This is a genomic window from Variovorax sp. CCNWLW235 (assembly GCF_037204085.1).
In the GTDB taxonomy this organism is placed as follows: domain Bacteria; phylum Pseudomonadota; class Gammaproteobacteria; order Burkholderiales; family Burkholderiaceae_C; genus Variovorax.
Genome location: NZ_JBBCBW010000012.1, coordinates 1 through 12,933 on the forward strand (window position 1 = coordinate 1; position 12,933 = coordinate 12,933).

11 protein-coding genes are annotated in these 12,933 nt (G+C 67.8%); 1 reads left to right on the forward strand and 10 read right to left on the reverse strand.

Annotated elements, in window-relative coordinates; genetic code table 11:
* The 6 genes from V9L21_RS14875 to V9L21_RS14900 all read right to left on the reverse strand — a co-directional run.
* A partial coding sequence (locus V9L21_RS14875) for an NAD(P)/FAD-dependent oxidoreductase (protein ID WP_337313064.1) occupies window positions 1-1,613 on the reverse strand: 1,613 nt, incomplete at its 3' end.
* Between the two features lie 306 nt (window positions 1,614-1,919).
* Window positions 1,920-3,251, reverse strand: a complete 1,332-nt coding sequence (locus V9L21_RS14880; RefSeq protein ID WP_337313065.1) for a four-carbon acid sugar kinase family protein — start codon at window positions 3,249-3,251, stop codon at window positions 1,920-1,922.
* Window positions 3,252-3,259: 8 nt separating this feature from the next.
* A complete protein-coding gene (locus V9L21_RS14885) occupies window positions 3,260-4,531 on the reverse strand; it encodes a ribulose-bisphosphate carboxylase large subunit family protein (protein WP_337313310.1) in 1,272 nt (423 codons plus the stop codon).
* 8 nt (window positions 4,532-4,539) lie between these two features.
* Window positions 4,540-5,079 carry a VOC family protein gene (locus V9L21_RS14890; protein ID WP_281150871.1) on the reverse strand — a complete coding sequence of 180 codons (540 nt, stop codon included), beginning with the start codon at window positions 5,077-5,079 and terminating at the stop codon, window positions 4,540-4,542.
* 39 nt (window positions 5,080-5,118) lie between these two features.
* Complete coding sequence (locus tag V9L21_RS14895) at window positions 5,119-7,026, reverse strand: TRAP transporter large permease (protein WP_337313069.1); 1,908 nt, start codon at window positions 7,024-7,026, stop codon at window positions 5,119-5,121.
* Window positions 7,027-7,032: 6 nt separating this feature from the next.
* Window positions 7,033-8,052 carry a TRAP transporter substrate-binding protein gene (locus V9L21_RS14900; protein ID WP_337313071.1) on the reverse strand — a complete coding sequence of 340 codons (1,020 nt, stop codon included), beginning with the start codon at window positions 8,050-8,052 and terminating at the stop codon, window positions 7,033-7,035.
* Between the two features lie 125 nt (window positions 8,053-8,177).
* On the opposite strand from V9L21_RS14900, the gene V9L21_RS14905 reads away from it, so the two are divergent.
* Window positions 8,178-9,227, forward strand: a complete 1,050-nt coding sequence (locus V9L21_RS14905) for a LacI family DNA-binding transcriptional regulator (RefSeq protein WP_337313073.1) — start codon at window positions 8,178-8,180, stop codon at window positions 9,225-9,227.
* A 7-nt stretch (window positions 9,228-9,234) separates the two neighbouring features.
* On the opposite strand, the gene V9L21_RS14910 is transcribed toward V9L21_RS14905, so the two are convergent.
* Genes V9L21_RS14910 through V9L21_RS14925 form a run of 4 tightly spaced genes read right to left on the reverse strand, consistent with a single transcriptional unit; the run spans window position 9,235 to window position 12,918 of the window.
* A complete protein-coding gene (locus tag V9L21_RS14910; RefSeq protein WP_337313075.1) occupies window positions 9,235-10,038 on the reverse strand; it encodes an enoyl-CoA hydratase/isomerase family protein in 804 nt (267 codons plus the stop codon).
* Between the two features lie 24 nt (window positions 10,039-10,062).
* The gene (locus V9L21_RS14915) at window positions 10,063-10,899 is read right to left on the reverse strand and encodes an SDR family oxidoreductase (protein WP_337313077.1); all 837 of its coding nucleotides are present in this window, start codon (window positions 10,897-10,899) and stop codon (window positions 10,063-10,065) included.
* Window positions 10,900-10,934: 35 nt separating this feature from the next.
* A complete protein-coding gene (locus V9L21_RS14920; RefSeq protein WP_337313078.1) occupies window positions 10,935-11,375 on the reverse strand; it encodes a PaaI family thioesterase in 441 nt (146 codons plus the stop codon).
* A 1-nt stretch (window position 11,376) separates the two neighbouring features.
* Window positions 11,377-12,918 (reverse strand): class I adenylate-forming enzyme family protein, encoded by a 1,542-nt coding sequence (locus V9L21_RS14925; protein ID WP_337313080.1) that lies wholly within the window; start codon window positions 12,916-12,918, stop codon window positions 11,377-11,379.
* Window positions 12,919-12,933 lie beyond the last annotated feature (15 nt).

Sequence of the window (12,933 nt, forward strand, 5' to 3'; positions counted from 1 at the left end):
CGGCAGGTCGCGCAGCCGTTGGGCGTGCGCCAGCCCAGGTGGCGGTACACCGCGTCGTGCGTCAGGTGGTGGTCCTTGCGGATGGCGTCGCGCACCTCCTGGTGGCTCGCATCGGTGCAGCCGCACACCGCCTTCTTCTTGGGCGTGGCCGAATAGTCGCCCCCGGCGGTGAACATCAGGATCTGCTCCACCAGCCCGGTGCAGGAACCGCAGCTGGCGCTGGCCTTGGTGTGCTTCTTGACCTCGTCCAGCGTGAACAGGCCTTTTTCCTTGATCGCCTTGCAGATGGTGCCCTTGCTCACCCCGTTGCAGCCGCACACCTCGGCCTCGTCGGGCATGCTGGCGGCCTTGTTGTGGCCCTCGTGGCCGGTGTCGCCGATGTTGGACTCGCCGAACATCAGCTTGTCGCGGATGTCGTGCACGCTGCGCCCGTCGCGCAGCAGCTTGAAGTACCAGCTGCCGTCCACCGTGTCGCCGTACAGGCACGCGCCCACCAGCTTGTCGTCCTTGATCACCAGCTTCTTGTAGACCCCGCCGAAGGGGTCGCTCATGACGATCTCCTCGGTGCCTTCGCCGCCCATGAACTCGCCGGCCGAGAAGAGGTCGATGCCCGTGACCTTGAGCTTGGTGGAGGTGAGCGAGCCCAGGTAGCGGCCGATGCCGAACTGCGCCAGGTGGTTGGCCGCGACCTTGGCCTGCTCGAAGAGGGGGGCCACCAGGCCGTAGGCGATGCCGCGGTGGGCCGCGCATTCGCCCACCGAGTAGATGCGCGCATCGGTCACGGTCTGCATGGTGTCGTTGACCACGATGCCGCGGTTGCAGTGCAGGCGCATCTTCTCGGCCAGCGCGGTGTTGGGGCGGATGCCGACAGCCATGACGACCAGGTCGGCGGCCACCTCGGTGCCGTCCTTGAAGCGGATGGTCTTGACCCGGCCGCCTTTGCCCTCGTCCGCGTCGCCGACGAGCTCCTGGGTCTGGGCGCCGATGAGGAACTTCAGGCCCCGGTCTTCCAGGGACTTCTGCAACAGCTTGCCGGCCACGTCGTCCAGCTGGCGCTCCATGAGCCAGGGCATGACGTGCACCACGGTGACGCTCATGCCGCGCAGCATGAGGCCGTTGGCCGCCTCCAGGCCCAGCAGGCCCCCGCCGATGACGACCGCGTTCTTGTGCGTGCGGGCGGTCTCGATCATGTAGTCGGTGTCGGCGATGTCGCGGTAGGCGATGACGCCCTTCAGGTCCTTGCCGGGCACGGGCAGCATGAAGGGGTTGGAGCCGGTGCACATCAGGAGGCGGTCGTAGGCGGCCTCGGTGACGGCGCCCTGGGCGTCCACGGCGCGCACGATGCGCTTGACGCGGTCGACTTCGACGACTTTCTTGCCCGCGTGCAGGGTGATGCCGTTGTCCGTGTACCACTCCCAGCTGTTGAGCACGATCTCGTCCACGGTCTGCTCGCCGGCCAGGACGGGCGACAGGAGGATGCGGTTGTAGTTGGGGTGCGGCTCGGCACCGAAGACGGTGATGTCGTACATGTCCGGCGCGAGCTTCAAGAGCTCTTCCAGGGTGCGCACGCCGGCCATGCCGTTGCCGACCATCACGAGCTTGAGTTTGTGCATGGGGTGGGGCCTTTCGAAAATGCAAATGCCGCAACGCAGCCTTGCAGGGCTGCATTGACGAGCGGGGTTGGGGGGAGGGGCGCCCGCTGAGTGCGGGCTGAAGGTGCTGGCGCTATTTGCGCCGGGTGTTCGCAAGACCGCGAAAACCACACCAAAGCGGTGCTTCGTTACACCGTGATTTCCTGGTCATGCAAAGACCGTGCCTGCATGCGCGAATCGCTGTTTCGCTGTAAGAGGCGCCTTGTGCGGGGGTCAAGCAGGCACCCGAACGGAGCCCGCGCTCGCAACTGGTGCGGCGGCGCAGGGCTAGGCGATGCCGTGCACCAGGTGTTCGAACACGTCGTTCGAGCCCATCTGGCCGCCCTTCAGCATGATCTCCATGCCGTCGAGCGCGGCATCGTCGCTGTGCACCCGGCACAGCGATGCGCCCGCGCCCATGTCCGCCGCATAGGAAAGCCCCCACGCATCGAGCGCCTGCACGCCGTGGCTCGATGTGTCGCCGCCGGCGATGCCTACGCGCCGCAGCGGCGCCATCGCCAGCACCGCGGCCAGCAGATCGCCGCCCGCGCGTGCGAGCGCCTGCGCATCGAGTTCGGTGGTGGGCCGCAACTGTTGTTCAGAGGGGCGGGTACAGGCCAGCACGTTGCGGCCTCCGGCCAGACCGCGTGCAATGTCCTGGGCATGGCGTTCGAGCGCGGCTGCATTCCGCTGTGCGAGCAGCGGCGCATCGAGCCACACCGTATCGAACGACCGTGCCGCCGCCACCTGCCGTGCCGTCACAGGCGAGAGGCTGCCGGCAAGCACCAGCACCGGGCCTTGCGCGGGCGTCACGCGGGGCGCGCCCGGCTGGGCATCGGCAAGGTGCGGCCCCAGCGCCGTGGCCAGCGCACCGACCACGCTGCTCGGCCCCACGGCAAGCAGCGTGGCATTGCGTGCCTGTGCCCACAACACCTGGCCGATGCTTGCCAGTTGCGGTGCTTCGGCCACGTCGAACAGCACGGCGCCGGTGCCGGCGTCAGAGAAGGGCGCTTGCAATGCGCGCTGCAGTGCATTGCCAAGCGCATCCGGGCCTTGCACGGCGGCCGTGAAGGGAATGGAGCGCACGTCGGCCAGGCCCTGCCTGCCCAGGTGAGCCCGCAGATCCGACTCATCCATCGGCGTGACCGGGTGGCGGCTCATCGTCGGATGCCTGTCGATGCGAAACACCTCGCCTCCCGCACCCGCCGCGGCGAACAGGTTGCCAAAAAGGCAATACCGCCCAAGGTTGGGCTGGCCGCCCACGATCGCGGTCCACGGTTGTTCCACGGCGGTACGCAGCGCACGAACGGCCGCGCCAATGGATCCGATGTGCGGCGCGCTGTCGAAGGTGGAGCAGGTCTTGTAGTGCAGCACGCGGGCGCCGAGCGAGCGGAACAGCGCGGCCACCGGGGCCAACTCGGCCTGCATCGCTTCTGGCCCCATGGCACGGGCCGCGCCGGCAATGCCCAGCACGTCGAGCGGCCCGGTGCGGGCGAGCCGTGCGGCATCGGGCGTCTTGAGGAACAGCAGCGCACGCAGGCCTGCCCGCGCCGCGGTGCCGAGCGTGTCGGTTGCGCCGGTGAAGTCATCGCCGTAGTAGACGATGGCCGGGGCGGGCACTGCCGGCCTCACGGCTTGCCGAAGAAGGCGAGGGCACGCGCAAGCTCGGGAGCGCCGCGGGCCGCGTCTTCCAGCGCAACACCGTTGCGAACGGCCGACCATGCCTGCCGGATGCTGGCCACGCCTGCGGCCGCACCGTCCGGATGCGCAAGAATGCCGCCGCCGGCCATGAAGAGCAGGTCGTCGCTACCGATGGCGGCCCAGGTGGCTGGCACGGTGCCGGCCCATTGGCCCGACGAGAAAGCCGGCATCACGCGGTCGTCCGCTGCATCGGTCAACGGCGTGAAGCAGTCGCGTGCCGACTCGATCACTTCGCTGTCGGCCTGCGAGAACTTGCCCTGCAAGCCGTGCACGTGCATGTGGTCGACACCGGCGAGCCGCCAAAGCGTTTGATAGGCCTGGAAAGAGATGCCGAGCAAAGGATGCCGCGACAGTGCGCCGTATCCGTTGCGGTGGCCGTGCAGCGCCAGGCCGGTGTGGCGCCGCAAGGTCTGGATGCCCGAGTGCCCGCACCAGTTGAGGCTGGCCATCACGCACGAGCCGCCTTCGCGCTCGACCAGGTCGGCATGCCGCTTCATGGCATCGGTTTCGTCGGTGATGTTGAAGGCCACCATCACGTGCTTGCCGGTGCGCTCCTGGTGCGCGCGCACCACGGCCATGACCGCGGGCACGCGCTCGGCAAGCGGGGCATGCGCGGGGTCGGCACACACCTCGTCGTCCTTGATGAAGTCGACCCCCGCGGCGCACAGCCGTGCAACCAGCTCTGCCGTCTCGGCTGCGGACAGCCCCACGTTCGGCTTGATGATGGTGCCGACCAGCGCACCGCTCGCCACGCCGGTGGCGCGCCGTGTACCCACGATGCCGGCGCGCGGCATTTCGAATTGCGCGCGGTAGGCGGCTGGCACCCGCAGCGATTCGAGCCGCAGGCCCGTTACTTCGCCCAGGTCGTACAGGTTGCCCGACACGGTGGCCGCGAGCGTCGGCAGGTTGGCACCGATGTTCGCCACCGGAAACGAAATGTCGATGTACGCGCGACGCCATGGCCCGCGCGTGCCCTTGCGCTCCAGTAGCGCGTTGGGCAGGCTTGGTGCCTCGGCCGGAGCAACTTCGGCAATTGCCTCGACGGTGGCGCGGGCCCGCTCGCGCAGCGCATCGGTCTCGCCCTCCACGCGTGTGAAGGTGCCGCACGACTGCTCGCCCGCCATCACCTCGGCCACGGCGGCCGGCTCCAGCGGCGTTTCGATGAGGTAGCGCGCGTGGATGCGTTCAGCAGGCGCCATCGTCATGCTCACAGCTTGCTCAGGTCCGGAAAGGGGCGCACCGGTTCGCTGCCGTCCCAGCCTTCGGAGGCGCTTCTGATCAGGTCGAACATCTTGCCCTTGGGGCCCGCCACTTCGGACAGCTCGATCACCGTGCCCGGGTGGTATTCGGTGTCGAAGTAGATGAAGCGGCCACGCTCGCCCACTTCGCCGCTCATTACCGGCTTGAAGCCCTGCGCGGTGAGGCGCGCCAGGTCGGCGTCGTAGTCGGCCGTCCAGTAGGCCACGTGCTGCAGGCCGGTGCGGCCGGCCTGCAGGAAGTCGCGGTACATCGAAGGCACGTTGTTGCGCGTCTGGATGAGTTCGACCTGCACATAGCCGGAGTTGGCCAGCGCAACCGAGTTGTGCGGCTCGTGCGCCTCGCCGTTGTAGCGGTAGTTCTTGATGGGCACCTTGGGGTTGTAGAACCAGGGGCCCACGCCGAGCTTGGTGCTCCAGTAGTCCATGGCGGCCTCGATGTCGTGCACGACATAGCCCAGCTGGCGAATCTCGCCGAGGAATCGACTCATTGCGGTTGGCTCCGTTGATGTGAGTGTGTTGTTGTGGTGTCAGAACTTGAGAAAACCGGTCGAGAACCATGGGAACGCGGCCACGATCACCAGGCCCACCAGCATGGCGGCGATGTAGCCCCAGATATGCCTGATGCCTTCGTCGGGGTTGACCTTGCTCACCGCGCATGCGCCGTAGTAGCCCACGCCGAAGGGCGGGGCGAAGAGGCCGATGCCCATCGCAAAAATGACGACCATGGCGTAGTGCACCTCGTGCACCCCCGCCGCCTTGGCAATGGGAAAGAGCAGCGGCCCGAAGAGCACGATGGCCGGAATGCCCTCGAGCACGCTGCCCAGCACGATGAAGGCGACGATCGACACCGCAAGAAAGCCGTAGGTGCCGCCCGGCAGCGCACCCATGATGCGTGCCAGATCTTGCGAGAAGCCAGACTGCGTGAGACCCCAGGCCATGGCGGTGGCACAGCCCACGATGAAGATGATGGCGCCCGAGAGCGATGCCGTGTCGACGAGCATCGGCTTGAGCCGCTTCCAGTCGAACTGCCGGTACACGAAGAGCCCGACGAGCGCCGAGTAGACGATGCCGATGGTCGACACCTCGGTGGCCGTTGCCACGCCCTCGACCACCGCGGCGCGAATCACGAAGGGCAGCAGCACCGCGGGCAGCGCCACCAGCAGCAGCTTGCCGATTTCGCGCTTGCTGTGGCGTTGCACGCCGCTCAGGTCTTCGCGGCGGTAGCGCCACCACACCACCACGCACAGTGCGGCGCCCAGCACCACGGCCGGCAGCAGCCCGCCGGTGAACAGCGCCGCAATGGAAATGCCGGTGACCGAGCCGATGGTGATGAGCACGATCGACGGCGGAATGGTCTCGGTCTGCGCGCCGGTGGCGGAGAGCAGCGCCACCAGGTCGCCCGGCTTGGCGCCGCGCTTCACCATTTCCGGGAACAGCACGGGCGCAATGGCTGCCATGTCGGCGATCTTGGAGCCCGAAATGCCAGACACCAGGTACATCGCGCCAATCAGCACATACGAGAGGCCGCCCCTTACATGGCCCAGCAGGCTGGCAAGAAACTGGATCATGGCGCGGGCCATGCCGGTCATCTCGATGAGTGCGCCCAGGAAGATGAAGAGCGGCACCGCAAGCAGGATGAGGTGCGACATGCCTTCGTCGAGCCGCCCCACCATTACCAGGAGCGGCGTGCGCGTGGTGAGCGCCAGGTATCCGAAGGTTGCCAGAGCGAATGAAAAAGCAATGGGCACGCCCGAGAGCACCGTGGCCGCCACCACCACCACGAAGAAGATCACCAGGTTGAACTTGCCCAGCGTGGAGAAGAGCGGCGCCGCCAGCCAGAAGGCGCCCACCAGCGCAGCCATGCCCAGCACCGCGACCGCGATCTGCCGGCCGGTGCATACGCGCAGCAGGCGCAGCAGCGCCATGACCACCATGATGCCGATGCCGGCAGGAATTGCTGCGGCGCGCCATGCGTTGCTGATTTCCAGCGCGGGAGTGACGATGAACGACTCTTCATGCGCGTAGTCGATAGACGGCCACACGATCAGCACCAGAAAGGTGACAGACGCCGCAATGGCAAAGGCATCGAGCAGGGCGCGGGTCGAAGGCTGCACCTTTTGCAGCAGCGCGGTCATGCGCATGTGTTCGCCGCGCCGCAGCGCCACCGCCGCGCCCAGCATCGAGAGCCACAGGAACAGGATGGATGCGAGTTCGTCCGACCACACCAGCGGCGCGTGAAACACGTAGCGCGAGATCACGCCCGCAAACAGCACGCAGATCTCCGCGAGTACCAGCAGCGCGGCAAGCGCTTCGACGGCCCCGCCGAGCATGCGGTCTGCGCGCCCGGCCATGCCGCTCAGCGCGTTGGCCGATGGGCCGGCGCCCGCGTCCCCGTTCAGGAGGGGCGTCGCCTCGAGAGTGGATTCATGCACCATGGGCGATCAGGCCAGCTTGCCGACGGCGCCTTCGAGCAGCGCCCACGCCTCGGGGCCGAAGCGGCCCTTCCATTCACCGTAGAAGCCCGATTCACGCAGCTTGGCGCGAAAGCTCTCGGCAGTCGGGCGGTTGATGGTGAGTCCCTTGGCCTGCAGGTCGCCGACCACCGAGTCGTTGAGCTTGCGAATGTCTTCGCGCTGCTGCATGCCGGCGTCGTTGATGGCGCGCGCCACGATGGTCTTGAGGTCGGCGGGCAGGGCGTCCCACGCCCTGCCGTTGGCAACGAACCAGTAGCCGTCCCAGATGTGGTTGGTGAGCGAGCAGAACTTCTGCACCTCGAACAGCTTGGCCACCTGGATGATGGGCAGCGGGTTTTCCTGCGCATCGACGATCTTGGTCTGCAGCGCGGAGTAGACCTCGCTGAACTGCAGGCTTGCCGGCGCGGCGCCCAGGCCTTTGAACATCGAGATAGACAGCGGGCTCACCGGCACGCGGATCTTCAGCCCGTCCATGTCCTTCGCGTTGGAGACCGCGGCCTTGCTGCTGGTGGTTTGGCGAAAGCCGTTGTCCCACATCTTCTCGAAGGCGTAGAGGCGCGACTTGGCAATGGCGCCGCGCACGTGGGCGCCGAGCTTGCCGTCCATTGCGCCCCACACCTGGTTGTAGTCGCTGAATGCAAAGCCCACCGCGTTGATGGCCGCCACCGGCACCAGCGTGGCAATGACGAGCGCAGAAGGCGTGAAGAACTCGATGCCGCCCGAGCGCACCTGCGCCAGCATGTCGGTGTCACCGCCGAGCTGGTTGTTGGGAAAGATCTTGATCTCGACCCGGCCGTTGGTTTCCTTGGCGATGCGGTCGGCCGCCTCTTGCGCGCGAATGTTCAGCGGATGACTGAGCGGCAGGTTGTTGCCGTACTTGTACGAGAACTCCGCGGCGCGCGCGATGCGTGGCACGGCCGACACGATGCCGGCGGCGGGGAGTGCGGAAAGGGTGCGCAAGGCACTGCGGCGGGTCAGTGATGTCATGTCTTTTGTCTCCTGGATCTTCGGAATGCGGCTGATGCAATCTGATGCACCATTGGATTCGAGCCACAGCGAAGATAAAAGGATGCATCATCCGGGTCAAACTCGATCCTGATGGTTTTTGATGTATGCGGGATAACCCTTCAACCGATGCGCGGCGCGCCCGCGTGGTCGACATCGCGCGTGCGGCCAAAGTGTCGACCGCCACCGTCGACCGCGTGCTCAATAAACGGCCCGGCGTGCGCGACGCCACGGTGCAGCGCGTGCTCAAGGCCGCCGGCGATCTCGACTATCTGCCCGGCCCCGAGCTCTATGCCGCGCTCACGCCGCCGCCGCTCAGGCTGGTGTTCCTGCTGCCGGCCGGCACCAACCGCTTCATTCGCATGCTTGGCGACATGGTGGGGTATTCGCAGGAGCACTGGGCGCCGTTCAACGTGCAGTGCCGCACCGTGTTCATCGAGAGCTTCAATCCGCATGAGCTGGCCGATGCGCTGCGGCGCCACGGGCAGCGTTGCGACGGCATTGCGATGATGGCGCTGGAACACCCCGCGGTGCGCGAGGCGGTGGCGGCGCTTGCCGCGCGCGGGCTGCCGGTGGTCACGCTCATTTCAGACCTGTCGAACTCCGAACGCGCCGCTTTTGTGGGCTTGGACAACCGCGCCGCCGGGCGCACGGCCGGCTATCTCATCGGGCGGTTCATCGGCGCGCGTGCCGCTAAGGTTGCTCTCATCGCGGGCAGCCTGAGCTACAAGGCCCACGAAGAGCGTGAAGCCGGCTTTCTGCACGTGATCGACGAGATGTTCCCCAGGCTCGAAGTGGTGGGCCTGCGCGAGGGCCAGGACGACGCCGGCAAGAACTACCGCCAGACCCGCGCATTGCTGGAGCAATACCCCGACATGGGCGGCATCTACAACATTGGTGGCGCATCCGATGGCGTGGCGCGGGCGCTGAAGGAAGCGGGGCGCGAACAGAAGGTCGTCTTCATCGGGCACGGCCTAACGCCCGATACGCGCACGCTGCTGATCGACGGCAGCATGGACGCGGTAATTACCCAAAGCCCGCACACCACCCTCATGAACTGCGTGCGCATTTTTGCCAACCTGCGCGACGGGCGCGAAGCACTCAGCGGGGTGGAAACCACCCGCAGCCAGGTGATCTTTCGCGAGAACCTGCCTTAGCTGCCGTTCAGCCGGGCCACTGGAAGCGCGGCGCGCGCTTGGCGAGGAAGTCCGCCACGGCGTCGCGGTGGCCGGCGGTTCCCATGGCCAGCGCCTGCGCGCTGGCCTCCAGTTCGAGCCGGGTGTCCAGGTCGTCCGAAGCAGCCAGGCTGCGCTTGATGAGGCTCACCGCCGAGGGCGATGCGCCTGCAAAGCTGTCGGCCAGCGCGCGTGCGCGGGGCAGCAATTGCCCGGGCGCCTGCAGCTCCATGGCCAGGCCGAGGCGCAGCGCTTCTTCGCCGCCGACTTCGCGGCCCGAAAGCATCAGCTCCTTGGCGCGTTGCGCACCGACGATGCGCGGCAGGGTATAGAAGGTGCCGCAGTCGGGCACGAGCCCGATTTTGATGAAAGACACGCACAGGCGCGCGCGCGGCGTGGCAATCACGAAGTCGGCGGCCATGGCCAGCCCGAAGCCGGCGCCGAAGGCCGCACCATCGACCGCGGCAACCACGGGGCGGTCGAGCGTGATGAGGTCGCGCAGCCAGCCGTGCAGATCGTGCAGGCGCTCGCGCCAGCCCTGGTTGTCCAGCCCCGCGCTTGCAATGCTGCGCAGATCGCCGCCGGAGCAGAAGTGCCCGCCGGCACCGGTGATGACGAGCGCGCGCACGCCGCGGTTGCGCCGAACGCGCTGTACCGCATCGGCCACTTCTTCGCGCATGGCGGGGCCGAGCGCGTTGCGGGTGGCGGGGTCGTCGAGCGTCAACACGGCCGTCGAGCCCTCGGTTTCGAAGCGGATGCGCTCGTAGGTAGGGGAAGCTTCGGGTGTGGTCATGGTGTTGAAGGAGCGAATGTCGGATCAGGCCGTCGGCTTGAGCGCGGAACTCAGGTCGCGTCCACCTGCCAGCGAACTGCCGCCGTCCACCGGAACGACGGCTCCCGTGACGAAACTGGACCAGGGCGAGCTCAGCATCAGCGCCATCAGCGCGACGTCTTCGGTGCGGCCGAAGCGGCCGAGCGGAATGGAGGCGGCCATGGCTGCGAGCGCCTCGGGGCCAGGAGCCAGCCTGCGCACGCCTTCGGTGTCGCCGATGGGGCCGGGCACGATCGAATTGACGCGCACGCCGTCGGCGCCCCATTCCATGGCCAGCACGCGCGTGAGCATGTCGACACCGGCCTTGGCGGCGCACACATGCGCCTGGTAGGGCGTCGGGTTGGCCGCCTGCGGCGCCGAGATGTTGATGACCGATGCGCCCGGCCGCCGCAGGAATTCATGCGCCGAGCGCAGTACGTTGAAGGTGCCCACCAGGTCGATGTCGACCACGGTTCGAAAGCCCTTGCTCGACATGCCCAGCGCCGGCGCCACGAAGTTGCCGGCGGCACCTGATACCAGCACATCGATGGGGCCAAAGGCTTCGTGCACGGCGGCCAGCGCGGCGCCGATGCTGTCCGCATCGCGCACGTCGGCGCTCCATCCCTCGGCGCGGCCGTCGTGGCTGCGCAGGCGCTCGACGGCAGCGGCCACGCGTTCGGGCGAGCGGCTCGCAATGCCCACACGGGCGCCGCGACGGGCGAAAGCCTCGGCAATCGAAAGATTGATGCCGCTGCTTCCACCGGCGACGAAAACCGTGCGGCCCTGGAAGTCGAAGGCCGCTTCGGGCGGCGGTGCGAGAGAAGCTTCTGCGTGTTCGGTCATGAGCGATGTGTGAATGAAGAAAGACGCCGCTGCGCTCAGCTTTCCGACGGCGGCAGCGGCAGGTAGCGAAACGATCCGAGCGCGCTGGCCACCAGCTCGCCGCTGGCGTCGCGCGCTTCGGCGGAGCACGAGACGACGCCGTCGTTGGTCTCCAGCGCAAAGCCGTCGGCCACGATGCGGCCGAGGCCGGGCCGCAGGAAGCTGGTGTTCAGGTTCAGCGTGACGGCCGTCTTGGTGAAGTCGACCAGCGAGACGGCCGCGCTCGCCATCACCACGTCGAGCATGGTGAGGATCACGCCGCCATGCACGGCACCGATCACGTTCTGCAGCTCGGGCCGCGCATCGATCAAGAGCCGCGCCCGGCCGCCTTCCGAATAGGCGCGCTCCACACCCATCATCCGCGTGAACGGCACGCGGGCGTAGGCGTTGCGTCGGTCCACCTGATCGGCCATCTCCGCGGACATTTCGGCGGACATCTCATCCGCCATAGGTGGCGCGCAACGCGGTCTTGAGCACCTTGCCGGCGGCGCTCATCGGCAGCTCCCTGGCAAAGGCGATGCTGCGCGGGCACTTGTAGCCGGCAAGTTCGCGGCGGCACCACGCCGTAAGCTCGGCGATGAGTTCCGCGGCGATGGCATCGCTCGCCGCTTCGGCCGCGGGATGTCCCTGGCGCACCACGACCACCGCATGCACCGCTTCGCCCCAGCGCGTGTCGGGCACGCCGATCACCGCGGCGTCGGACACCGCCGGATGGCCGCGCAGCGCCGCCTCGACCTCGCCGGAATAGACGTTCTCTCCGCCCGAGATGATCATGTCCTTCAGCCGGTCGGCAATGAATATGTAGCCATCCTCGTCCATGCGCGCCGCGTCGCCGGTGCGAAACCAGCCCTCGCGGAACGCCTGCTGGGTGGTCTCCGGCAGGTTCCAGTAGCCGCGCGTGACCATGGGCCCGCGCACCACGATTTCTCCGACCGCCCCACGCGGCAGCTCGGCGCCTGATTCGTCGACGATCCGAATCTCCGCACCCAACCCCGCGCGGCCGACCGAGCGCCACCGATCCCCCAGGCGCGCCTCGCCGCGGTGGTTCTGCGGCGGGTTGATGCAGACCGCGCCCGCGGTTTCGGTCAGCCCGTAGGCCTGGAAGAACTCCGCCTCGGGCCAGGCCTGGAGGGCGCGGTCCAGCAGATCGGGCGGCATGGGCGCGGCGCCGAATGCAATGCGGTTGAGCGACTGCACGCGCGCCGGGTCGAAATGCGGCCAGTCGAGCACGCTCTGCAGCATGCTCGGCACCATCACCGTGTCGGTGATGCCGTGGCGTTCTATAGCCGCGAGCACAGGCTCCGCGCGAAAGCTCGGCATCGTGAGGCAGGTGCCGCCGACCATCGACTGGCCCACCAGCCGCCCCATGCCGGCCACATGGAACAACGGGGCCACCAGCAGCGACACGCTGTCGGGCGCGTTCGGCAGCTCGGCGGCGCGCGTCATCGAAGCGGTCCAGAAATTGGCATGCGAGAGCATCACGCCCTTCGAGCGCCCGGTGGTGCCGCCTGTGTAGAGCAGGGTGCACAGCGCGTCGCCCCCGGTGCGGCTGTCGGGCAGCGGGGCGCAGCCCGCAGCCTCGCCGGCCAGCGTGCTGAATGGAATCACCGGTGCCAGGTCGCCCAGCGGTGCGGCGGTTTCGCCCAGTGCGTTATCGGTGACCAGAAGCAGGGCGCCCGCATCGGCCAGTGCAAAGCGCAGTTCGGGCACGCTCCAGCGCGTGTTCAGCGGGCATGCCACGGCGCCCAGCCACCAGCAAGACCACAGCGCCACGATGAGGCGGTCGCTGTTGGGCGCCAGCAGCGCCACGCGATCGCCGGGCCGTATGCCTCTTGCTTGCAGTGCCGCGGCATGGCGCGCGACCGTATCCAGCAGCTCGGCAAAGTCGAGCGAGCGCTCCGAGTCTTCCGCCACATGGCGGAGGGCCGTCTTGTGGGGGTGGCGCTGCACGGCGCGGTGCAGGCCCTGTGTCAGGTACATGTGTGTCTCCAGCCG